Here is a 20,717-nt window from a genome sequence, read left to right on the forward strand (position 1 = left end):
CAAAAATGTTTTTTTTTTTGCCTTTCACCCCCTTCCCCAATTCTAACCGGGGGACCAACTTTAGCCCCCCCCGCCGTCGTCTTTTCAGCATCTGACAGTCTTCAGACCGGATCGGCGCCCACAAAGGTCATGAAGCGCACAGGCGCCCCCTGCCCGAAGGTCATGACGTCATAGCGATCGGGCGCATAGCCGGGCGCCTCCATGCCGGGCGAGCCGGTCGGCATACCCGGCACGCCGATGCCGCGCGCCTGGCCCGGATTTTTCATGAAGGCCGTCACGCCCGCCGCCGGAACGTGCCCCTCGATCACCTTGCCGTCGATCACGGCGCTGTGGCAGCTCCACAGCGGCTGCGGCACGTTCAGACGCTGTTTGACGGGCGCCAGATCATCGGTCGGCACGACGTTCACCTGATAGCCCGAGCGACGCATATGCTCGACCCAACCGCCGCAGCAGCCGCAGGAATCGCTCTTGTAGACGGTCATCTCCGACGCCTGCGCGCGGGTCGACAGGCCGTCCGCCAGAAAGGCGCCGCCCCCGACCGCCACCGCACCGACCGCCATCAGGGCCATTCGGGTCATGGTATTCATCTTCAGTTCTCCTGAACCGGATAGCCCGCTGCCGCCAGCGCTTCGGCCAATGACTGCGGCGTCGCCGTCGTCTCGACCTCGACCCGGCGCGCAGGAATGTCGGCCGTGATCGTGGCCGTCGGATCGACGGACAGGACAGCTTTCTCGACCGAGGCGACACAGCCGCCGCAGCGGATTTTCGGAATGTTGAGCGAGATCATGACGACGCTCCCTTTCTTGATACGCGACACGTCATTCGACCCCTTGCCACCGTGGCAGGGTCAAGCGTTTGCGGCATGGGCGGCCTGCGGCGCATCGCCCGCCAGATCGGACAGGATGGGGCAGTCGGGCCGCTCGTCCCCCGCACAGCAATGGGCCAGATGGCGCAGGGTGTCGGCCATCTCGCGCATTTCGCGGATCCGGGCGTCCAGATCCTCCAGATGCTTCTGCGCCATCGCCTTGACCTCGCGGCTGGGCCGGGCGTTGTCGCGCCACAGGGACAGCAGGCGGCTGATCTCCTCGATCGAAAAACCCAGCCCCCGCGCCCGGCGGATGAAGCGCAGATCGTTCAGATCGCGCTCGCTGAAATCGCGATAATTGCCCTCGGTCCGATCCGCCGGACGGATCAGCCCCTGCGCCTCATAATAGCGGATCATCTTGGCCGAGACACCGGTCGTCTGGGCCGCCTTGCCGATGTTCATTACGCGGCTCCCTTCACGTTGTTCGCGCCGATATGGGGCTTGAAGGTCTTCAGACGCAGGGCGTTCAGCACCACGCTGACGCTGGACAGGGCCATCGCACCCGCCGCCAGCATGGGCGACAGCATCACGCCGAAGACCGGATACAGCACTCCCGCCGCCACCGGGATCAGCAGGACGTTGTAGCCGAAGGCCCAGGCCAGGTTCTGGCGGATATTGTTCATCGTCGCCCGCGACAGGCCGATGGCGCTGACCGCGCCGCGCAGATCGCCGCCGGTCAGGACCACGTCCGCGCTCTCGATCGCCACGTCCGAACCGCCGCCGACCGCCAGACCCACGTCCGCCGCCGCCAGAGCCGGGGCGTCGTTCACCCCATCGCCGACGAAGGCGACCCTGCGTCCGCCCGCTTTCAGCTCTTCGATCACGGCCACCTTGCCGTCCGGCATGACCTCGGCGTGGACTTCATCGATACCCAGACGACGCGCGACGGCGGCGGCGGTGCGGCGGTTGTCGCCGCTGATGACCGCCACCTTCAGCCCCAGCTCATGCAGGGCGGCGATGGCCTCGGCCGTCGTCGCCTTGACCGGGTCGGCCACGGCGATGATGGCGGCCAGTCGACCGTCCACGGCGGCGTAGAGCGGCGTCTTGCCCTCGTCGCCCAGACGGGCCGCCGCCTCGGCGAACACAGCCACGTCGCAACCCAGTTCGGCCATGTAGCGGTCGGCGCCGACGGCGACGCGCGCCCCGTCGACCAGACCCGTCACACCCTTGCCGGGGATGGAGGCGAAGTCCAGCGGCCGGGCCACCGTCATGCCGCGCGCCTCAGCCGCCGCGACCAGGGCGCGGGCCACCGGATGCTCGGAGCGGATCTCCAGCGCCGCCACCTGGGCCAGCACCGTCGTCTCATCAAAGCCCTCGGCCGTGACCAGATCGGTCAGGGTCGGCTTGCCTTCGGTCAGGGTGCCGGTCTTGTCGAAGGCGACGACGTCCACACCCTGAAGGGCCTGAAGCGCCTCGCCCTTGCGGAACAGCACGCCCAGTTCGGCCGCACGCCCCACGCCCACCATGATGGAGGTCGGCGTCGCCAGACCCATAGCGCACGGACAGGCGATGATCAGCACGGACACGGTCGCGACCAGCGCCATCCCCATCGCCGGGTCCGGCCCGAACAGGAACCACACGGCGAAGGTCAGGGCGGCGATGGCCATGACGGCGGGCACGAACCAGCCCGTCACCTTGTCCACCAGCGCCTGGATCGGCAGCTTGGCCCCCTGCGCCGCCTCGACCATCTTGACGATCTGGGCCAACACGGTCTGCGAGCCGACCTGACGCGCCTCGAAGCGGAAGGCGCCCGTGGTGTTCAGCGTGTCGCCCGTGACGTCAGCCCCGGCGGTCTTCTCAACCGGGATCGGCTCGCCCGTCAGCATGGATTCATCGACGAAGGAGGCGCCGTCCGTGACCACGCCGTCGACCGGCACCCGCTCGCCGGGGCGCACCACGACCACGTCGCCGACCTTGACCGCATCGACGGCCACGTCCTGCTCGACGCTGTCGCGCACCACGCGCGCGGTCTTGGCTTGCAGCGACATCAGGCGGCGGATCGCCTGGCCCGTGCGGCCCTTGGCCCGCGCCTCGATCCAGCGCCCGACCAGGATCAGGGTGACGATCACCGCCGCCGCCTCGAAATAGATGTTGGCCGTGCCTTCAGGCAGCCACTGCGGCGCAAAGGTCGCCACGCTTGAGAAGGCCCAGGCCGCCGTCGCGCCCAGCACGACGAGGGAGTTCATGTCCGGCGCCGCGCGCAGCAGGGCGGGCACGCCTTTCCGGAAGAAAACGGCCCCCGGCACGAACAGCACGAAGGTCGCCAACACGAAGCTGATGACCTTCCAGTTGAAGGCGCCGATGGTCTCGCCGATCCAGTGGTGCATCCCCGGCACGAAGTGCGAGCCCATCTCCAGCACGAACAGCGGCAGGGTCGCCGCGCCCGCGATCAGCACCGCGCGGCCCAGCTTCTTGATCTCGGCGTCGCGGGCGGCCTGTTCGCGATCGCTGGCGTCCGGCCCGGCGTCCTCGGGCGCCTCCAGCACATAGCCGGCCTGTTCGACGGCGGCGGCCAGATCCTGGAACGTCGTCGCCCCCGACAGGAAGCGCACCGTCGCCCGCTCGGTCGCCAGATTGACGCTGGCCGACAGCACGCCCGGCACAGCGGCCAGCGCCTTTTCGACGCGGCCGACACAGGAGGCGCAGGTCATCTCCCGCACGGGATAGACGACCTCCTCCTCCATCGGCTCATAGCCCGCGCTCTTGATGGCGGCGGCGACTGCGGCGGCGGAACCGTCGGGCGACAGCGACACCTGCGCCCGTTGAGCGGCCAGATTGACCTGCGCCTGCGTCACGCCTGGCACGGCGCGAATGGCTTTTTCGACCCGGCCCACGCAGCTGGCGCAGGTCATGCCCAGCACAGGCAGTTCCAGTGTTCTGAAGCCTTCGGCGGCCATGGCGTCGTCCTCGCAAATCCTTGACGACGACACCTCTAAACCTTCCCATCAAGGGAAGGTCAAGCACCCTATCCGGCGCCTTCCGGCAGGCGGGCGATGAAGTGGCCCTTGATGCCCTGCGGCCAGTCCCGATAAGGCACGGCGCCGGACGGACTGGCGGCGTAACGGCGAGCGAAGTCGACGATGGCCTCGGCCGCATCGGCCGTGGGGGCGAAGGTTCCGGCCAGATAGGCGGGCTTGCCGCCCTGAGCCAGATAGACGGTGCAGTGGCTGCGGCAGGCCCACAGACAGGCCTGTTCCTCGATCTGCAGTTCGGGCGCGTGCCCCGCCGCCGCCATCACCGCCTCACGCAGACGCTGGCCGCCGGTCACGCCTTCGGCGTCCACCGCCTCTTCCGCCGAATGACGGCAGGTCGAGCAGACGACCACGCGCGCCCTGTGTTCGGCCCCGGTTACGGCGCTCATCGGTCGGCTCCTTCAGCGGTCAGGTGCAGTTCAAACGGCGCGCCCCAATCCGTCTCCGCGCCCCGGCCGATGGCCTCGACAGCGCGAACCATGGCGCCGTCGCGACCCAGAAGGCGGTCGGCCAACGCGATCATCAGCGGGTTGGGCGTGGCGGTCGGGGCGGCGCCTCGCAGACGCGCAGCCCACTCAGACTCCCGCCCCGGCGCCGTGCGGGCGCAGGCGATGACGTAGGCCGCCGCCGTCGAGCGACTGACCCCCGCCCAGCAGTGGATCAGCAGGGGCCGCGCGCCGCTCCACCCGCCTGCAAAGGCCAGCAGGGCCTCCACGTGTTCAGCCGACGGCGCGACCAGACCCTCGCGCGGGGCGGCGATGTCGTTGAAGCGCAGGTCCAGCCGATGCGCGGCGTCAAAGGCCGCTACCGTCCCCGGCGAGGCCAGCGTCACCAGATGCGACGGCTGGTGCGCGGCCAGCAGTTGCTCGACCTGCGGCAGCGGCGAGACGATCAGCCTCATGCCGCCAGAATCCCTGCGACGGCCAGCAGGAAGCCGACCTCGAACATCTGCTCGACTGCGCCCAGCACATCGCCGGTGCGCCCGCCGATCAGCCGCTGCGCCTGCCAGGCCGGGATGGCGCCGACGACCAGCCCCGCCGCTGCGCCGACCACGCCCGCCGCGACCGGCAGCAGGGCCAGCGGCCACAGGGCGACCAGAACGGCGACCGCCAGCCCCGCGACCGAAGCCCGGTCCGGCCTGCCCTCCTTGGCCATGCCGGGATCGCCGCCATAGGGCATCAGCGCCATAGCCCCGACCGCCGCCGCCCGGCCCAGTCCGTGTGACGCGACCAGCGCCGCCGCCGCCATCCACGGCGAAATGGCGGCCAGCATCGCCAGCGCCGCCACCCGCAGCCCCAGCGTCAGCCCCAGCGTCAGCGCGCCGTATGAGCCGAGGCGGCTGTCCTTCATGATCTCCAGCCGCCGCGCCCGCGTCTGGCCGCCGCCGAGACCATCGGCGGTGTCGGCCAGACCGTCCTCGTGAAAGCCGCCGGTCATCGCCACGCCCGCAGCCACGGCCAGCAGGGCCGCGATCCACGGGCTCCACACCTGCGCCGCGCCATACAGGATCGCCGCCGCGATCAGGCCCACCACCTGCCCGACCAGCGGAAACCAGCGCGCGCTCTGCTGGATCCACTCGGGCTGGAAATCGCGTAGCGGCGGCGTCGGCAGGCGCGTCAGGAACTGCAGGGCGCAGACGAACAGCCGCGCCTCGCGCCCGATCATCGCGCGGCCTCCAATATGTCCTTCAGCTCGGCCACGTCGGACAGCAGGGCGCAGGCCGCCTTCAACAGCGGCACGGCCAGCAGCGCGCCCGTCCCCTCGCCCAGCCGCATGTCGAGGCCCAGCAAGGGTTGCGCCTCCACCGCCTCCAGCATCCGGCGATGCCCCGCCTCGGCCGAGGCGTGGGCGAAGATGCAGTAGTCGCGCGCGTTCGGCGCCAGCCGGATCGCCAGCAGGGCCGCCGCCGAGCCGATGAAGCCGTCGACGACGACAGGCGCGCCCGCCTTGGCCGCGCCCAGCAGGGCCCCGGCCATCATGGCGATCTCGAACCCGCCGAACTGGGTCAGCACCTCCAGCGGCGCCGTCGCGTCCGAACGGGCGGCAGCCTGCGCCAACACGGCCTGTTTGCGCGCCATGCCCTCGGGCGAATGCCCCGCCCCCTGCCCCACGCAGTCGGCCAGCGGCGCGGGCGCCAGCCGGTGCATCAGCAGGGCGGCCGAGGCGCTGTTGCCGATGCCCATTTCGCCCAGGGCGATCACATCGGCGCCGTCGTCGATGGCGGCCCGCGCCATGGCGGCGCCTTCCAGCAGGGCGGCCTCGGCCTGATCGGGCGTCATGGCGGGCTCGACCGAAGCGTCCTTCGTGCCCGGCGCGACCTTGGCCTGGATCAGGCCGGTGCGGTCCGACAGGTCGGCGTCGACGCCCGCGTCGACCACCTGCACCTCAGCCCCGACCACGGCGGCGAAGGCGTTGGCGCTGGCCCGGCCCGTCAGCAGGGTATCGACCATGGCGACGGTCACGCCCGCCGGATAGGCCGCCACGCCCGAGCGTGTCATCCCGTGATCCCCCGCGAAGACCAGCAGCACCGGCTGTGTCACGGCCGGGCGCAGGGTCCGCTGGATCAGGCCCAGCGTCAGGGCCAGATCCTCGATCCGGCCCAGGGCGCCGACCGGCTTGGCCTTGCCGTCCAGCGCCTGACGCAGCGGCTCCCGCAGCCCCTGATCCAGCGGCGGAACGGAGAAAAGGTCGGTCAACTCAGTCATGTCAGTCCTGCGATCCGGGCCAACGCCGGAATGTCGAAACGGGTTTCCAGCACGGCGGCGATACGGTCCAGCGCCTGATCCACCCGCGCGCCCTGATCCACGCCGTCGGATGCGGCCCCGACCTTCGCCAGCAGGGCCGCCCGCGCCTCGGCCCGGTCGAACAGGCCGTGGACATAGAGGCCCGCGATCCGCCCGTCGCATGAGCGCGCGCCGTGCGCCGCTCCGTCGATCATGGCGACCGGGCGGGCCGCATCCGGGCCGTCGGTGCGGCCCATATGAATCTCATAGCCCTGAACCGCCGCACCCGAGGACGTCAGCCGTCCCTCGACCCGGCGCAGGGTCTTGGCCCCCGCCAGCACCGTCTCGACGTCCAGCAGACCCAGCCCCGGCGCCGAACCCGCCACGCCCTCGACGCCGTCAGGGTCGCTGATCGTCCGACCCAGCATCTGATAGCCGCCGCACACGCCCAGCACCCGCCCGCCGCGTCGCACATAAGCGGCGATGTCCACGTCCCAGCCCTGCGCGCGCAGGAAGGCCAGATCGGCCAGCGTCGCCTTGGTCCCCGGCAGGATGATCAGGTCGGCGTCCCCCGGCAGGGCCTGCCCCGGCGGCACGAAGCCGAAGTCCACGCCGGGCTCATGCCGCAACGGATCGAAGTCGTCGAAATTGGCGATGCGCGACAGCATGGGGACGGCGATCCGCACCTTTCCGCCACGCGGCCCGCCCGACCGCTCCAGCACCACGGCGTCCTCGGCCGGAAGAGCCCGCGCATCCGCCAGCCACGGCGCCATGCCGAGGTCCGCCCAGCCCGTGCGCCGCGTGATCTCGGCCCGCCCCTGATCGAACAGGGCCGGATCGCCGCGGAACTTGTTGATGATGAAGCCCCGGATCATGGCCCGGTCCTCGTCGTCCAGCACCGCATGGGCGCCGACCAGAGAGGCGATCACATGGCCCCGGTCGATGTCGCCGACCAGCACCACCGGCACGTCCGCCGCGCGGGCGAAGCCCATGTTGGCGATGTCCCCGGCGCGCAGGTTGGTCTCGGCCGGACTGCCCGCCCCCTCGACGATCACCAGATCGGCCTCGGCCTGAAGACGGCGGAAACTGTCCAGCACCACGTCCAGCAGGGCGGCCTTGCGCGCCTGATAGCCCTTGGCCTGCCACACGCCTTCGACCTGACCGCGCACGACCAGCTGGGCGCCGGTGTCGCTCTGCGGCTTCAGCAGGACGGGGTTCATGTCCACCGTCGCCGGGGTGCGGCAGGCCAGCGCCTGAAGCGCCTGAGCGCGACCGATCTCGCCGGTGCGGCCTTCAGAGTCGGGCGTTGTGACTGCGGCGTTGTTGGACATGTTCTGCGGCTTGAACGGCCGCACGCTCAGGCCGCGATTGGCGAAGACGCGGCACAGACCGGCGACCAGCACCGACTTGCCCACGTCCGAGCCGCAGCCCTGAATCATCAGCGCGGCCATGCGAAGCCTCCGACGATCAGCAGCATCAGCAACAGGGCGCAGGCGACGCCATAGACCCTCAGCCCCCGCGTCAGGTCAGCCGCAGACGGCGGCGCGCCATCGCCGAAGAAGGGCCGGTCGCTCATGACCCCGTCATAGCGGACCGGGCCGCCCAGTCGAACCCGCAGCACGCCCGCCATCGCCGCCTCGGTCCATCCCGCATTGGGCGAGGCGTGCCGATGCGCATCGCGCAGCATCACGCGCCAGCCGCCCGCGCCCGCCAGCGCGATCAGGGCGCCCGCGATGCGCGCCGGGATCCAGTTCATCACATCGTCGGTGCGCGCCGCCGCCCAGCCGAAGGCGCTCCAGCGCGGCTCCATATGGCCGATCATGCTGTCGGCGGTGTTGATCGCCTTATAGGCGAACAGCCCCGGCAGGCCGCCGATCGCGAACCAGAAGACCGGCGCGACCACGCCGTCGCAGAAGCTCTCGGCCAGACTTTCAAGGGCGGCGGTCGTGACCTCGCTCTCGTCCATCGTCTCGACATCGCGGCCGACGATCATGCCGACCGCCTGTTGCGCGGCGGGCAGGTCGCCCGTCTTCAGCGGTCGGGCCACGGCGCGGACGTGATCGAACAGGCTGCGCGCCGCCAACCCCGCCGCGCCGCAGACCAGCAACAGCATCAACCCCGGCCAGAGGGGCGCAGCGGCGGCCAGCGCCTGCACGCCCCAGCCCGCCCCGCCCGCGACGACGAACAGGATCACCACGGTGACGACGCCCAGAGCGCGGCGCGCGCACTCAGGCCGTTCCGCCCTGTTCCAGCGCCGCTCCAGCACGGCGATCAGGGCGCCGATCCACGCCACCGGATGCAACAGGTGTCGGGGCCAGCCAAAGACGCCTTCCACCGCCAACGCGCCCGCGACGATCCACGGCGGCGACAGGCTGCTACCGGGCACGACCGACCATTTCCAGCACCGGGCCATGCACGCCGTCCAGGGTGCGCGCCTCGACGCCATAGGCCGCCTTCAGCACGGCGGGCGACAGGGCCTCGACCGGGGCGGCGTCGGCCAGCACCCGCCCTTCGGCCAGAACGATGACGCGATCGGCCACGCGCAGGGCCGCGTCCAGATCATGCAGGGTCAGGACGACGCCCCGCCCCTCTTCATCCGCCAACCGCCGGAACAGGTCGCAGGCGTCCAGCACATGGCCCGGATCGAGGCCCGCCAGCGGCTCGTCCGCCAGCAGCCACTGCGGCTCCCCGGCCAGGGCGCGGGCGATCAGGACGCGCGCCCGCTCGCCGCCCGACAGGGTCGAGACGATGCGGTCGGCGAACGCCTCTACCCCCGCTACGGTCATGGCGCGGGCGACCGCCGCGCGATCCTCGGCCGTCAGCCCCCATGCCCCGACGTACGGCGTGCGGCCCAGGCCGATGAAGGTGCGGCCGTCGACGGCCCAGGCGATCTCGGCGTTCTGGGGCAGATAGGCGATGCGGCGCGACCGCTCGCGCGCAGGCAGGCTGCGCAGGTCGCGGCCGTCCAGCGTCGTCCGTCCGGCGTCGGGGCGACGCAGCGCCGCCAGACAGTCCAGCAGCGTCGACTTGCCCGCCCCGTTCGGCCCGACCACCGCCGTCACCCGGCCCGGCTGGAACACGGCGCCGACGCCGTTCAGCACCGGTTTGTCGCCCAGACGGACCGACAGGTTTTCCGCGCCCAGAAGGCTCATGTCCGGTGCGCTCATGCCAGCCTCCGTCTCATGCTGATCAACAGGGCCAGGAAGAAGGGACCGCCCAGCGCCGCCATGGCCACGCCCAGCTTGATCTCGGCGGCGGCGGGCGTCATCCGCACCAGAATATCCGCCGCTAGCGTCAAGGCCGCTCCGCCCAGCGCCGAGGGCAGCAGCAGGCCGCCCGGACGCGCGCCGATCAGCGGGCGCAGCAGATGCGGCACGATCAGGCCGACGAAGCCGATCGACCCCGTCACCGCCACGGCCGAGCCCACCGCCAGCGCGGCGCCGATCGCCAGCATCGCCCGCCCGACGTCCAGTCTTACACCCAGCGACCGCGCCCCCGCCTCGCCCAGCGTCAGGGCGTCCAGCGTCCGCCCTTGCGTCAACAGCAGCAGGCAGCCCAGGATCATGCCCGGCGCCGCCAGCCTCAGCTCGATGACGCTGCGGTCGGCCAGCGACCCCATCAGCCAGTTGACGATCTCGTTCACCGCCCACGGATTGGGCGCCAGATTCAGCGCCAGGGCGACGCCCGCCCCGGCCATGGTCTGGATCACCACCCCGGCCAGAATGAAGGTGACGACGCTGCTGGTCGCCCCCGCCAGAGCCAGCAGCAACAGCACGCCGACGCCCGCCCCGATCATGGCCGCGACCGGCAGCACCCACGGCGCGCTGGCCGCCGCCCCCATATAGAAGGTCAGCACCGCCCCCAGCGCCGCCATGGTCGACACGCCCATGATCGTCGGATCGGCCAGCGGGTTACGCGTATAGCCCTGCAGCGCCGCCCCGGTCAGGCCCAGCACCGCCCCGACCATCAGGGCCAGCACCGTGCGCGGCAGGCGCAATTCGAACAGGATGGCCCAGGCCGGGTCGCCGCGCTGCGCGGCCCATTCGCTCCACGGAATCCAGACGCGGCCCGCGCTCATGCTGGCCACGGACAGGACGGCGATCAGCACCAGCAGGCCGATCAGGACCAGAGGACGCGGCAGGGTCATGCAAGGGTCTCCTGCGCCATGCGACGCGCGTTCGCCAGGGCGGCGGCGGTCTGGATCAGCACCGGCCCGCCGCAATAGAGCAGCTTTTCTTCCAGTTGCGCCTGCACCATCCGCCCGGACAGCGACTTCAGCGCCGGATGGCGCATCACCCGGTCAGCCCAGGTGCGCGAATTGCGCACCGGAACGCCGCTGAGCAGAACCTGCGGCGGGTCGGCCAGCAGATGCTCGATCGGCACATTGCCCCATTTGCCCAGACCATAGCGGGCGGCGACATTCTCGAACCCGGCGCGGGTCATCATCTCATCCATCAGGGTGCCGGAGCCGGCGCTGAAGCCGTTCGGCTGGAACACCAGAGCCTTCAGCGGAGCCGATCCCGGCGGCGGGGCCGAGGCGGCGATGGCGGCCTCGATGCGCGCGATCAGGGCCTCTCCGCGCGCCGGGCGGGCGACCAGACGGGCGACCTCGCGCACCTGATCCAGACTGGTCTCGATACTGTCGGGCACCGAGAAAAGCTCGGTCGGAATGTTCAGCCGGTCCAGCGCATTGCGCGTCGCCAGGGCGCTGTGGCGGCTGGTCAGCACCAGATCGGGGCGCAGGGCGATGACCTCTTCCGCCGTCTCCCAGGTGAAAGGCAGGGTCCGGGCCACGCCGGCGATGGTCGAGCCGGTTTCCTCGCGCGCATAGTGACTGAGCGCCGCGATCTGCCCCCGATCCGCGACATGAACCACAATGGCGTCGAGGCAGGCGTTCAGCGACACCACGCGGCGCGGCCCAGCGCTCGCTGCGACCGGCCCGGCCGCCAGCATCATGCCTGCGCCCGTCAGGGCCAGCCCCATCGCCTGCCGCCGGGTCGCCGTCATGCGAAAGTCTCCAGCGCAGCCTGCAAACGGGGAAAGTCGCGCTCGCCCGGCACGCCGAACCGCAGGGCGTCGGGCGTATGGTCGAACGGCCGGGTCAGTATGCCCGCCCGGCACAGATGACGGAACCACGGATCGGCCAGCGGCGTGCGCGTCATGCGGAACAGGCTGGTCCCGCCGATGATCTCAAACCCGGCCTGCGTCAGCACCGTATCCAGTCGTTCCGCCCGCTGGATCAGCGCCGCCTGCGTGTTTCGCCGCCACGCGACATCGGCGTAGGCGCCGCACCCCAGCGCCAGCGCATCGGCGCCGACCGGCCAGTCGCCCTGTAACGCGCGCAGGCGCCGGATCAGCTCCGGCGCGGCCAGCATGAAGCCCAGCCGCACCCCGGCCAGACCATAGAATTTGCCGAAGGACCGCAACACGATCAGCCCCGGCTCGGCCAGATCCGACACGCTGTCGTCCGGGGCGCATTCGATGAAGGACTCATCGACGATCAGCCAGCGCCCGGCCTTGGACCGCGCCCGCGCCATAGCCGCCAGATCAGCCCGCCCGATCAGGCGGCCGTCCGGATTGTTCGGATTGACGATGACCAGCACGCCCGCCTGCGAAGCCGCCGCCTGATCCGGCGCGATCAGGCGCGTCGCCACGCCCGCCGCGCGCCATGCCTCGGCGTGGGCGCCATAGGTCGGGCCGACCACCTCGACCGCCCGCACGCCCAGCAGCAGGGGCAGAAGACGGATCGCCGCCTCGGCCCCCGCCACGGCCGCCGTGCGTTCCGGCGCCGCGCCGAACGCCGCCGCCGCAACAGCTTCCAGCTGGATCAGGGCCGCCGGGTCCGGCAGGCGGTTCAGCGCCTCATCCGTCGCGCGCGGGCCGCGCCATGGCTCTGGATTGATGCCGGTGGACAGGTCCAGCCACGGCAGGGGCGCATCAGGAAAGGCGGCGGCGGCCGTCATCAGGCCGCCGCCGTGCCGGGTCGCCGTCGTCAGGAACCCGGCGTCCTTCATCACATCAGAACCGGACGCGCACGCCGCCGAAGACCCCGCGTCCCGCCGTGCCGTAGCCCAGAACGGTCTGATACTCTTCGTCAAAGGCGTTCTCGATCCGGCCATAGACTTCCAGATGGTCGTCGATCGGATAGGAAGCACGGATGTCGACCAGGGTGTAGGCGTCGACCTTCACCTTGTTCGGGCCGTCGTTGAAGGTTTCGCCGACATAGCGCACCGACAGGCCGGTCTTCAGGCCGAACGCCCAGTCATAGTCGGCAGCCAGATTGGCCATATGCTCGGGACGGCGCGTCAGGCGCTTGCCGTCATAGTCGCCCGAGGCGTTCTTGGCGTCGGTCCAGGTGTAGTTGGCGCTGACGTTCAAACGGTCAGTCACATCGACGCGGCCGATCATTTCGATCCCTTGCGCCTCGGTCTTCTGCAGGTTGCGATAATAGCCGTACCGCAGCAGGTCGCGTTCCTTGCCCTTGTCGTCGATATATTTGCCGATGACGCACAGCGGATCATTCGGCTTGTCCTTGGCCTCGACGCAACCGTTGTAGTTGATCTCATTGTCGGCCTGACGGTTGAAGTAGGCGATCGAGACGACAGCGCGGTCGAACAGGCGCTGTTCGACGCCAATCTCCCAGCTGTCGAACTCTTCCGGCTGCACGTTCAGATTGCCGTATTCGCTGTACAGCTCATACAGGCCCGGCGCGCGGAACCCCTGCCCCCAGCTGGCGCGCAGGACGGTGTCGCCCTCGTTCAGCGCCCAGGCCGCCGCGACCTGACCCAGCAGGTTGTCGCCATACTGATCGTGGTCGTCATAGCGCAGGCCGCCGGTCAGGGTCAGGCCGTTCAGCACCGTCCACTGGACCTGGCCATAGGCGCTGTTCAGCTCGGCCTCACCGCGCCCATAGGCCGGGTTCGGGCTCCAGTCGCCGGGCGAGCGGGTCTTCATCTCGGACTTTTCGTGCTCAAGGCCGAAGGTCGCGTTCAGCGCCTCGGTGACGGCGAAGGCGCCCTGATACTCCCAACGACGGTTCTGACCTTCGGCGTCGAAGGTCAGGGTCTGGATCTTGTTGTCCGGGTTGAAGTTGCGACGCTCGGTGTCTGTGTGGGCATAGCCGATGCGGTTGCGGAACCGACCATCCAGCAGGTCGAAGTTCACACCAGCATAGGCGACCAGTTCCTCAGTCCTGCCATACTCGCGGCTGTCGCCGTTATAGGCGTCGAAGTCGTTGCGCCCGCTGGACCAGACCGAGCGCAGGTCCAACGACACCGCGTCCGTGACCTTGACGTTCAGCCGCCCCGACAGGCCGGTGTTGCTGTAGCCGTCGTCTTCCTTGCCCGCCGCATAGCTGGAATAGCCATCGGTGTCATAGCGGCTGGCGGCCAGACGCCAGCTGACGCGCTCGCCCGCGCCGCCGACGCCGCCGCGGAAATAGGTGGTGCCGTGCGAACCGGCCTCGGCGTCGAGGCTGCCCTGCAGCGCCTCGGTCGGCTCGGCGGTGACGATGTTGACCACGCCGCCGATGGCCTGGCTGCCCCACAGGGTCGACTGGGCGCCGCGCAGCACCTCGATGCGCGCCGTGTCGCCGATCAGCAGATTGCCGAAGTTGAAGCCGCCCTGCGTCGAGGACGGGTCGTTCAGCTTGACCCCGTCGATCAGGACGACGGTATGATGGCCCTCGGCGCCGCGGATGCGCAGGGTGGTCGCCGTGCCCGGACCGCCGTTTCGCGTGTAGCTGACGCCCGGCGTCTGGGCCAACAGCTCGACCACGGCGGGGGTCTGACGCGCCTCGATGGCGGCCTGAGTCAGCACAGTGACTGAGGCGCCGACGCGCTCGATCGGCTGGGCCGAACGGTTGGCTGTGACGACGACGTCCTCAACCGCAGAGGCCCCGGCGCGGCCCGCAACGTCGGGAGCGGCGGCCTGTTGGTCGACGGGGGCGTCAGCGAAAGCAGGCGCGGCGGCCAGAAGGCTGGCGGCGGCCAGGGTAGCAAAGGCGGTCCGGTTCATCCGGTTTCTCCATGTGACGACGCCACGCCGGACCGGCCCGCGCCCGGATGGACGAAGGCGGCCCCGCGCGGCGGGGTTTGCGATTGTCGTCACACGAGTTGCCTCGACCGCCCGGCACATCCCGACCGCGCGGAGAACGACGGCGACAGGCAGGTCTCCTGGCTCGCGGATCAGGGCCGGTGCGCGTCGCCTTCCCAGTGGTCGTTCAGGCCGTGGCCTTCCGGACCGCCAGTGGCGTATGACGCGCGGGCTAGCCGCTTACAGTTGCGGGAACAGCCGGAGCTTTAAACTCCATTCCCTTTCAATCCCCGGATGGGGAACCTGACGCGATCGTGGCGATAGGACCGCGCTCCCTCCAGGTCAACCGGAGAGACGATGCATGACCCTGACGCTGGTTCTGGGCGGCGCCCGCTCGGGCAAGAGCCGCTATGCGCAGACGCAAGCCGAACAGGCCGCCAAAGCCGCGGGTCGCCCGCCCCTGTTCATCGCCACGGCCGAAGCCTTCGACGACGAAATGCACGACCGCATCGCCCGCCATCAGCAAGAGCGCGGCGACGCCTGGCGCCAGATCGAGGCCCCTCTGGATCTGGCCGACGCCGTGCGCGCCCTGTCGTCTGAAGACATAGCCGTCATCGACTGCCTGACCCTGTGGCTCAGCAACCAGATGCTGAACAAGCGCGACCTAAACGCCGCCATCGACGACCTGACCCAAGCCCTGAACACCTGCCCCGCTACGCTATGGGTCGTCAGCAACGAAGTCGGCTGGTCCCTGGTCCCCGACAACCCGCTAGGCCGCCGCTTCCGCGACGAGGCCGGGCGCCTGAACCAGCGCATCGCGGAGATCGCAGACACGGCCTGTCTGATTGTCGCGGGGATGCGGGTGCCGCTGGAACGGATCTAATCAACGGCCGCCTACGGCTCCAGCTCAATGTCCCAGTAGAGGTAATCCAGCCAGCTCTGGTGGAGGAAGTGGGGCGGGAAGCGGCGCCCGGCCTGTTGAAGCTGCCATGCGCTGGGCTGGTGAGCGGTGCGACGCAGGGGCATGTGGGCCTGACCGGGGGTGCGGCCGCCCTTCTTCAGATTGCAGGGCCCGCAGGCGGCGACGATGTTCTGCCACGTCGTGCGCCCGCCGCGCGAGCGCGGGATGACGTGGTCGAAGGTCAGGTCCTGGGACGTGCCCGGCTCACCGCAGTACTGGCAGGCGAACCCATCGCGCAGGAAGACGTTGAAACGGGTGAAGGCCGGTCTGCGGTCCTGGTCCACATAGGACTTCAGACAGACCACGCTGGGCAGTTGCATCTCCAGCGAGGGGCTGCGCACGACCTTGTCATAGGTGGCGACCACGTCCACGCGGTCCTGCCACACGGCCTTGACCACCTCTTCCCACGGCCACAGCGACAGGGGGAAATAGGACAAGGGCCTGAAATCGGCGTTCAGCACCAGGGCCGGAAAGCCGGACGGCGGGCGGGACAGGACCTGCATCAGGCCCTCCCGCTCATACGGGGGGTTATCGACGCGACAGGACTGAAGACACGTCTCCTTCCTTGGTCTGATGCGAAAATCCTACGCCTGATTCCCCCGCATCGCCATGACGGATGCGCCGCATTTTCGTGACGCCCCCTCCCCGTTCGCGCCCTTAGTCAGAACACCTCGACCAGTTCAAAGCGTTCGCAGACCACCTTCATGCCCGGCGCCCATGTGCCTTCGCGGCGGTAATAGGCCTCATGCGCGTCGCGCCACCATTCGTAGGTCAGGTCGCCCTCTCCCTCGGCGCGGGCGAAGTCCTCGCTGACCTGCTCGAAGGGCATGATCTCGACCTCGGTCGTGCGGATCGCGCAGCGAGGCAGGCCGGCGCCGTCCAGAATGACGCTGACCTCGCCCACGGTCGGCATGATGTCGGCCTCGCAGGACGCCAGCGACGAACAGGTCGCGCGCTTGCCCCCCGCCAACACCAGAGCCAGCAGTTCGTCAGCCAGTTCGGGGCTGTCGCCAAAGGGCCAACGGGGCGCGGACGCATAGGCGGCGGGAATATCGCTCATCCTGTCCCTCAGTAACGGGACGCGGCGGTCGGGAAGGCCGGCAGGCTCCAGCCCCACTTCAAGGCGCCCGCACGCACGCCGAACCCGGCCACGACAGCCACCGCCACGGCGGGCCACGTCGGAATGCTGACCGCCTTCAGGCCCACGAACAGGGCCGCCGACACCAGAGCCGCGGTGATGTTCAACTCGCGCCGCAGCAGGATGGAGGGCTGGTGCGCCAGCACGTCGCGCACGATGCCGCCGAAACAGGCCGTCAGCACGCCCATGACGATGCAGATCAGCGGCGTCACGCCATAGGTCGCCGCCTTGGCCGCCCCCATGACGCCATAGGCCGCCAGCCCGACCGCATCCAGCCACAGCAGGGCCCGGAAACGCCACGACCGCGAGCCCAGCATCCAGAAGCCGACCGCCGCCACCATGCAGACGGCGACATAGCGCCAGTCCTGCACCCAGAAGACCGGGGCCCCGATCAGCAGATCGCGCAGGGTGCCGCCGCCCATGCCGGTCACGGCGGCGAAGAAGGCGAAGGTCAGGACGTCATGCTTCTCACGCGCGGCAGCCAGGGCGCCGGTGGCGGCGAACACGGCCACGCCCGCGAAATCCAGCAACGGCAGCACCGCAGCCGGACGAACCAGGTCTGCGCCCGCGATCGGCTCCAACATCGTCATCATCCCCGGGGCGCCGCACGGCGCCGTCTGCGGGGTCGCCCCCGGCCTTCATGAAGACGAGGGTCAGACGCCCTCGTCCAGCGCGATTTCGCCGCGCCGGACGCCACCATACCACCCCCAGAGCAAATGCGCCGCCACCGCGCGATGCGGCCGCCAGATCTCGGCGCGGGCATAGGCCTGTTTCTCGTTCGGACGGGCCTCGGCTCGGTCGGCCCAGCGCATGGCTTCCTGCAAGGCCACGTCTCCGCCGGGGAAAACGTCCTGCCGTCCCTCGCAGAACATCAGAAAGGTCTCGGCCGTCCACTTGCCCACGCCCTTGATGGCCACAAGCGCGGCGATGGCCTCGGCGTCGTCCAGCCGCTCCAGATGGTCGAAGTCGATGTGGCCGTCGGCATGGGCGCGCGCGATCTCATGGCCGTATTTCGCCTTCTGCCCCGACAGGCCGAAGGTGCGCAGTGTCTCGACATCGCGCGCCAGCACGGCGTCGGGCGTCACCTGCCCGTCCAGCCCCTCGACCACCCGTTTCCAGATGGCGTTCGCCGCCGCCACCGACACCTGCTGCTCCACGATCATGCGGAACAGGCCCTCATAGCCGCCCGGCCGCAACCGCCACTCGAACACAGGCGTCGAGGCATGGGCGCGCGCCAGCGCCGGATCGGCGGCAGCCAGCGCCTCACGGGCGGCAGCGACGGAAGCAGGTGACGGAGCAAGGGCCATGCCGCCATGCTAGGCCTGCGCCCCGCCTCTCGAAAAGAGCCGTTCGCCGCCCGGTTCTGACCACGGCCGGAAACCGCTAGTCTGTTCTCATGTTCGTCACCCGCTTCGCCCCCTCGCCCACCGGCCGCCTGCATAAAGGGCACGCCTTTTCGGCCCTGACAGCGTGGCGGGCGACGAAAGCAGCGGGCGGGCGCTTCATCCTGCGGATCGAGGACATCGACCCGACGCGGTGCAGGCCGGAGTTCGAGGCGGGCATCCATGAAGACCTGGCCTGGCTGGGCCTCGATTGGGAGACGCCGGTGCGGCGTCAGTCCGATCATCTGAGCGACTACGCCGCCGTGGTCGAGGCGCTGGACCGGCGCGGCCTGCTCTATCGCTGCTTCCGCACCCGCAAGGAGATACTGGACGCCATCGGCGATGCGCCCCACGGCCCCGCCGAAGCCGCCCGCCCCGGCCCGCATCCTTCCGAGGAGGAGGCCCGTCTGCTGGCCGAGGGGCGCCCCTTCGCCTGGCGGCTATCACTGGATCGGGCGAAGGCGGCGCTAGGCGGCGCGGCGTGGGACGCACTCAGCTTCATCGAGGAAGGCTCAGGCCCTGACGGCGAGACCGGCCGGGTCAAGGCGCGGCCCGAGACGGCGGGCGACGTGGTGCTGGCGCGCAAGGACGCCGGGACCGCCTATCATCTGGCCGTCACCCACGACGACGCCCTGCAGGGGATCAGCCATGTCATCCGGGGTCAGGACCTGTTCGAGGCGACGCATATCCAGCGGCTGATCCAGGCGCTGATGGACTGGCCTGCGCCGGTCTATCGCCACCACCGCCTGCTGGCCGGACCGGACGGCCGCCGCTACGCCAAGCGCGACCGCTCCGTCACTCTGGCTGAACTGAGGGAGGGCGGCCTGACTCCCGAGGCGCTGAGGGCGGAACTGGGGTTCTGAGGGGCGAGACAAACCCCTCCGCCCCCCCACCGCCGTCATACTCGGGTCAAGCCCGAGGATGACGGCGGTAGGGTTTGAGGACGTGAGGATGACGGCGCATCAAGCCCCCTCAGATCGGCATCCGCATGATTTCCTGATAGGCGGAGATCACCTGATCGCGCACCGCCATCACCGTCTCCAGCGAAGCCTCGGCCGAAGAAATCGCCGTGACGACGTCGATCAGATTACCCTGCCCCTGCACCGACTGGGCCATCTGCGTCTCGGCCGTGCGGGTCGCCTGCGTCGTCTGCGTCATGACGTTCTGAAGCAGGTCAGCAAAGCCCCCGGCCGCGTTCGGGCCGGTCGAGGCGGCTGCATTCGCCGAGGTGGTGACGCTGACGCCGGTTCCGCCCTGTGCGGCGGCATAGGCGCGGGCGGCCATGATGGGGTTCATGCCCTAAGCCCTCTTATTTCTTGATGAGGTCGAGGGTGCGGGACTCCATGTTCCGCGCCGTCTCGATGACGTTCAGATTGGCCTCATAGGCGCGCTGCGCCTCGCGCATGTCCATCGCCTCGACCAGGGTGTCGACGTTGGGCCGCATGACGTAACCCTCGGCGTTCGCCGCCGGGTGCGAGGGGTCGTAGTCCATGCGGAAGTCGCCCTGGTCCGGCCGCACCTCGGCCAGAACCACTCCGGTCGCGCCGTCGACGTTGCGGGTCTGGAACACCGGGGTCTGGCGGCGATAAGGCTGGCCGCCCGCGACGTTCGCCGTGGATTCCGCGTTGGCGATGTTCTCGGCGATGATCCGCATCCGCGACTGCTGCGCCTTCAGCGCGGTCGAGGCGACGGCCATGGCGGTGTTGCGCGGGGTGACAGGACGGCTGTTGATCGGATCAGGCATGGTTCAGTCCCCCTCAGGCGCCGGGCTTCTTGGCGGCCATGCGGATCATCTGCATCGACTTCTGGTAGAAGCCGATGGCGGCGTCATAGGCCATGCGGCTCTCGGCCATCTTGAGCATCTGCTCCTCGACCACGACCGAATTGCCGTCCAGCGTCGTCTCTGAATCCGGCGCGTTGCTCGCCTCGAAACGCGCCGGCTGACCGGGCGGCGAGATGTGCCGGGCGTTGGTGGCCATCATGCGCAGGCCGCCGCCCGTCCGCATCGCTTCGGCGAAATCGGTCGGCGTCTTCAGGTCGCGGGCGACATAGCCGGGCGTGTCGGAGTTGGCGACGTTCTGGGCGATCACCCGCTGGCGGTCGTCCAGCCAGCCCAGGCGGCCCTTGATCTGGTTCAGCAGCGGCAGGTCGGTGACGGACACGCGAATCCCTCGGACGATGATCGGCAGAATTTGCCGCCTGCATGGTTAATATCCGGTATCCCTAAACGCGCCGTTAACCACGTCTGTTGAAACATGACCCCGAAGCGCCGCGTCCGCGCGCCGCCGCCGTATGCGTCTGGGGCTGCATCCGCATGAACTTCCTCGATCTGTTCCGGGCGATCTTCGGCCTGGCCATCACCCTGGGCATCATCGGCCTGGCCGCCTGGGCGGCGCGCCGCTATGCGCCCGAGCTTCTGGCGCGCTTTCAGGGGCAGCAGGGTCAGGTGCGGCGGATGAAGGTGATCGAGACTCTGGTGCTGGACCCCTCGCGCCGTCTGGTGCTGATCCGCGTCGATGAAGAGGAGCGGCTGATCCTGCTGGGCGAAGGCCGCGAACTGATCGAGCCGCGCCAGCCGGGAGGCGTGAAGTGAAGGGGCGTTGTAACCAAGCCCTCCCCCTCGATGGGGGAGGGTTGGGTGG

At 69.8% G+C, this 20,717-nt stretch carries 25 protein-coding genes and 1 riboswitch; of the genes, 3 read left to right on the plus strand and 22 right to left on the minus strand.

Annotated elements, in window-relative coordinates:
- Positions 1-101: 101 nt before the first annotated feature.
- The 15 genes from ABE454_RS15810 to ABE454_RS15880 form a co-directional block, all read right to left on the minus strand.
- Positions 102-587, minus strand: coding sequence for a DUF411 domain-containing protein (locus ABE454_RS15810; RefSeq protein ID WP_346533049.1), 486 nt, complete (start codon positions 585-587; stop codon positions 102-104).
- Positions 588-589: 2 nt separating this feature from the next.
- Positions 590-787, minus strand: a complete 198-nt coding sequence (locus tag ABE454_RS15815; protein WP_346533050.1) for a heavy-metal-associated domain-containing protein — start codon at positions 785-787, stop codon at positions 590-592.
- 60 nt (positions 788-847) lie between these two features.
- Positions 848-1,267, minus strand: coding sequence for a Cu(I)-responsive transcriptional regulator (cueR, locus tag ABE454_RS15820; protein ID WP_346533051.1), 420 nt, complete (start codon positions 1,265-1,267; stop codon positions 848-850).
- Positions 1,267-3,762: a heavy metal translocating P-type ATPase gene (locus ABE454_RS15825; protein WP_346533052.1), complete on the minus strand. Its 2,496-nt coding sequence runs from the start codon at positions 3,760-3,762 to the stop codon at positions 1,267-1,269. The genes cueR and ABE454_RS15825 overlap by 1 nt, the downstream gene beginning before the upstream one ends.
- A 68-nt stretch (positions 3,763-3,830) precedes the next feature.
- Positions 3,831-4,226 (minus strand): DUF1636 domain-containing protein, encoded by a 396-nt coding sequence (locus tag ABE454_RS15830; protein WP_346533053.1) that lies wholly within the window; start codon positions 4,224-4,226, stop codon positions 3,831-3,833.
- Complete coding sequence (locus ABE454_RS15835; protein ID WP_346533054.1) at positions 4,223-4,738, minus strand: tyrosine phosphatase family protein; 516 nt, start codon at positions 4,736-4,738, stop codon at positions 4,223-4,225. The genes ABE454_RS15830 and ABE454_RS15835 overlap by 4 nt, the downstream gene beginning before the upstream one ends.
- A complete protein-coding gene (gene cobS / locus ABE454_RS15840; RefSeq protein ID WP_346533055.1) occupies positions 4,735-5,502 on the minus strand; it encodes an adenosylcobinamide-GDP ribazoletransferase in 768 nt (255 codons plus the stop codon). Before cobS ends, ABE454_RS15835 begins: the two co-directional genes overlap by 4 nt.
- On the minus strand, positions 5,499-6,542 hold the full coding sequence (gene cobT / locus ABE454_RS15845; protein WP_346533056.1) for a nicotinate-nucleotide--dimethylbenzimidazole phosphoribosyltransferase: 1,044 nt from the start codon (positions 6,540-6,542) through the stop codon (positions 5,499-5,501). The genes cobS and cobT overlap by 4 nt, the downstream gene beginning before the upstream one ends.
- On the minus strand, positions 6,539-8,011 hold the full coding sequence (locus ABE454_RS15850; RefSeq protein WP_346533057.1) for a cobyric acid synthase: 1,473 nt from the start codon (positions 8,009-8,011) through the stop codon (positions 6,539-6,541). Before ABE454_RS15850 ends, cobT begins: the two co-directional genes overlap by 4 nt.
- The gene (gene cbiB, locus ABE454_RS15855; protein ID WP_346533058.1) at positions 7,999-8,946 is read right to left on the minus strand and encodes an adenosylcobinamide-phosphate synthase CbiB; all 948 of its coding nucleotides are present in this window, start codon (positions 8,944-8,946) and stop codon (positions 7,999-8,001) included. Before cbiB ends, ABE454_RS15850 begins: the two co-directional genes overlap by 13 nt.
- A complete protein-coding gene (locus ABE454_RS15860; protein WP_346533059.1) occupies positions 8,936-9,727 on the minus strand; it encodes an ABC transporter ATP-binding protein in 792 nt (263 codons plus the stop codon). The genes cbiB and ABE454_RS15860 overlap by 11 nt, the downstream gene beginning before the upstream one ends.
- Complete coding sequence (locus ABE454_RS15865) at positions 9,724-10,707, minus strand: FecCD family ABC transporter permease (RefSeq protein ID WP_346533060.1); 984 nt, start codon at positions 10,705-10,707, stop codon at positions 9,724-9,726. Before ABE454_RS15865 ends, ABE454_RS15860 begins: the two co-directional genes overlap by 4 nt.
- On the minus strand, positions 10,704-11,567 hold the full coding sequence (locus tag ABE454_RS15870; protein WP_346533061.1) for an ABC transporter substrate-binding protein: 864 nt from the start codon (positions 11,565-11,567) through the stop codon (positions 10,704-10,706). The genes ABE454_RS15865 and ABE454_RS15870 overlap by 4 nt, the downstream gene beginning before the upstream one ends.
- Entirely contained in the window at positions 11,564-12,574 is a 1,011-nt protein-coding gene (cobD, locus tag ABE454_RS15875; protein ID WP_346533062.1) for a threonine-phosphate decarboxylase CobD, read from the minus strand. Before cobD ends, ABE454_RS15870 begins: the two co-directional genes overlap by 4 nt.
- 4 nt (positions 12,575-12,578) lie before the next feature.
- Entirely contained in the window at positions 12,579-14,576 is a 1,998-nt protein-coding gene (locus ABE454_RS15880; RefSeq protein ID WP_346533063.1) for a TonB-dependent receptor plug domain-containing protein, read from the minus strand.
- 131 nt (positions 14,577-14,707) lie between these two features.
- A riboswitch (cobalamin riboswitch) is annotated at positions 14,708-14,916 on the minus strand.
- Positions 14,917-14,955: 39 nt separating this feature from the next.
- On the opposite strand from ABE454_RS15880, the gene cobU reads away from it, so the two are divergent.
- Positions 14,956-15,477 (plus strand): bifunctional adenosylcobinamide kinase/adenosylcobinamide-phosphate guanylyltransferase, encoded by a 522-nt coding sequence (cobU, locus tag ABE454_RS15885; protein WP_346533064.1) that lies wholly within the window; start codon positions 14,956-14,958, stop codon positions 15,475-15,477.
- An 11-nt stretch (positions 15,478-15,488) separates the two neighbouring features.
- Here the strand turns inward: cobU and ABE454_RS15890 are convergent, their stop codons facing one another.
- From ABE454_RS15890 to ABE454_RS15905, 4 genes are all read right to left on the minus strand, one after another.
- On the minus strand, positions 15,489-16,061 hold the full coding sequence (locus ABE454_RS15890) for an HNH endonuclease (protein ID WP_346533072.1): 573 nt from the start codon (positions 16,059-16,061) through the stop codon (positions 15,489-15,491).
- Between the two features lie 155 nt (positions 16,062-16,216).
- A complete protein-coding gene (locus ABE454_RS15895) occupies positions 16,217-16,615 on the minus strand; it encodes an ASCH domain-containing protein (RefSeq protein ID WP_346533065.1) in 399 nt (132 codons plus the stop codon).
- 8 nt (positions 16,616-16,623) lie between these two features.
- Entirely contained in the window at positions 16,624-17,286 is a 663-nt protein-coding gene (locus ABE454_RS15900; protein WP_430826566.1) for a trimeric intracellular cation channel family protein, read from the minus strand.
- Positions 17,287-17,346: 60 nt separating this feature from the next.
- Positions 17,347-18,000, minus strand: a complete 654-nt coding sequence (locus tag ABE454_RS15905; protein WP_346533067.1) for a DNA-3-methyladenine glycosylase family protein — start codon at positions 17,998-18,000, stop codon at positions 17,347-17,349.
- 89 nt (positions 18,001-18,089) lie between these two features.
- On the opposite strand from ABE454_RS15905, the gene gluQRS reads away from it, so the two are divergent.
- Positions 18,090-18,938 (plus strand): tRNA glutamyl-Q(34) synthetase GluQRS, encoded by an 849-nt coding sequence (gene gluQRS / locus ABE454_RS15910; protein ID WP_346533068.1) that lies wholly within the window; start codon positions 18,090-18,092, stop codon positions 18,936-18,938.
- Between the two features lie 109 nt (positions 18,939-19,047).
- Here gluQRS and fliE read toward each other — a convergent pair whose 3' ends face one another.
- The 3 genes from fliE to flgB form a co-directional block, all read right to left on the minus strand.
- A complete protein-coding gene (fliE, locus tag ABE454_RS15915) occupies positions 19,048-19,371 on the minus strand; it encodes a flagellar hook-basal body complex protein FliE (protein ID WP_346533069.1) in 324 nt (107 codons plus the stop codon).
- Between the two features lie 13 nt (positions 19,372-19,384).
- On the minus strand, positions 19,385-19,771 hold the full coding sequence (gene flgC, locus ABE454_RS15920; protein WP_430826570.1) for a flagellar basal body rod protein FlgC: 387 nt from the start codon (positions 19,769-19,771) through the stop codon (positions 19,385-19,387).
- Positions 19,772-19,832: 61 nt separating this feature from the next.
- Positions 19,833-20,237, minus strand: a complete 405-nt coding sequence (flgB, locus tag ABE454_RS15925) for a flagellar basal body rod protein FlgB (RefSeq protein ID WP_346533071.1) — start codon at positions 20,235-20,237, stop codon at positions 19,833-19,835.
- Positions 20,238-20,389: 152 nt separating this feature from the next.
- On the opposite strand from flgB, the gene ABE454_RS15930 reads away from it, so the two are divergent.
- A complete protein-coding gene (locus ABE454_RS15930) occupies positions 20,390-20,668 on the plus strand; it encodes a FliO/MopB family protein (RefSeq protein ID WP_346533073.1) in 279 nt (92 codons plus the stop codon).
- Positions 20,669-20,717: the final 49 nt, after the last annotated feature.

The sequence above is a fragment of the Brevundimonas diminuta genome, from assembly GCF_039673845.1.
Taxonomy (GTDB): Bacteria; Pseudomonadota; Alphaproteobacteria; order Caulobacterales; family Caulobacteraceae; genus Brevundimonas; species Brevundimonas diminuta_E.

Coding starts and splice junctions, on each gene's coding strand:
- ABE454_RS15810 (WP_346533049.1), bottom strand. CDS start 587: ATGAATACCATGACCCGAATGGCCCTGATGGCGGTCGGTGCGGTGGCG.
- ABE454_RS15815 (WP_346533050.1), bottom strand. CDS start 787: ATGATCTCGCTCAACATTCCGAAAATCCGCTGCGGCGGCTGTGTCGCC.
- cueR (WP_346533051.1), bottom strand. CDS start 1,267: ATGAACATCGGCAAGGCGGCCCAGACGACCGGTGTCTCGGCCAAGATG.
- ABE454_RS15825 (WP_346533052.1), bottom strand. CDS start 3,762: ATGGCCGCCGAAGGCTTCAGAACACTGGAACTGCCTGTGCTGGGCATG.
- ABE454_RS15830 (WP_346533053.1), bottom strand. CDS start 4,226: ATGAGCGCCGTAACCGGGGCCGAACACAGGGCGCGCGTGGTCGTCTGC.
- ABE454_RS15835 (WP_346533054.1), bottom strand. CDS start 4,738: ATGAGGCTGATCGTCTCGCCGCTGCCGCAGGTCGAGCAACTGCTGGCC.
- cobS (WP_346533055.1), bottom strand. CDS start 5,502: ATGATCGGGCGCGAGGCGCGGCTGTTCGTCTGCGCCCTGCAGTTCCTG.
- cobT (WP_346533056.1), bottom strand. CDS start 6,542: ATGACTGAGTTGACCGACCTTTTCTCCGTTCCGCCGCTGGATCAGGGG.
- ABE454_RS15850 (WP_346533057.1), bottom strand. CDS start 8,011: ATGGCCGCGCTGATGATTCAGGGCTGCGGCTCGGACGTGGGCAAGTCG.
- ABE454_RS15860 (WP_346533059.1), bottom strand. CDS start 9,727: ATGAGCGCACCGGACATGAGCCTTCTGGGCGCGGAAAACCTGTCGGTC.
- ABE454_RS15865 (WP_346533060.1), bottom strand. CDS start 10,707: ATGACCCTGCCGCGTCCTCTGGTCCTGATCGGCCTGCTGGTGCTGATC.
- ABE454_RS15870 (WP_346533061.1), bottom strand. CDS start 11,567: ATGACGGCGACCCGGCGGCAGGCGATGGGGCTGGCCCTGACGGGCGCA.
- cobD (WP_346533062.1), bottom strand. CDS start 12,574: ATGAAGGACGCCGGGTTCCTGACGACGGCGACCCGGCACGGCGGCGGC.
- ABE454_RS15880 (WP_346533063.1), bottom strand. CDS start 14,576: ATGAACCGGACCGCCTTTGCTACCCTGGCCGCCGCCAGCCTTCTGGCC.
- cobU (WP_346533064.1), top strand. CDS start 14,956: ATGACCCTGACGCTGGTTCTGGGCGGCGCCCGCTCGGGCAAGAGCCGC.
- ABE454_RS15895 (WP_346533065.1), bottom strand. CDS start 16,615: ATGAGCGATATTCCCGCCGCCTATGCGTCCGCGCCCCGTTGGCCCTTT.
- ABE454_RS15900 (WP_430826566.1), bottom strand. CDS start 17,286: ATGATGACGATGTTGGAGCCGATCGCGGGCGCAGACCTGGTTCGTCCG.
- ABE454_RS15905 (WP_346533067.1), bottom strand. CDS start 18,000: ATGGCCCTTGCTCCGTCACCTGCTTCCGTCGCTGCCGCCCGTGAGGCG.
- gluQRS (WP_346533068.1), top strand. CDS start 18,090: ATGTTCGTCACCCGCTTCGCCCCCTCGCCCACCGGCCGCCTGCATAAA.
- fliE (WP_346533069.1), bottom strand. CDS start 19,371: ATGAACCCCATCATGGCCGCCCGCGCCTATGCCGCCGCACAGGGCGGA.
- flgC (WP_430826570.1), bottom strand. CDS start 19,771: ATGGCCGTCGCCTCGACCGCGCTGAAGGCGCAGCAGTCGCGGATGCGG.
- ABE454_RS15930 (WP_346533073.1), top strand. CDS start 20,390: ATGAACTTCCTCGATCTGTTCCGGGCGATCTTCGGCCTGGCCATCACC.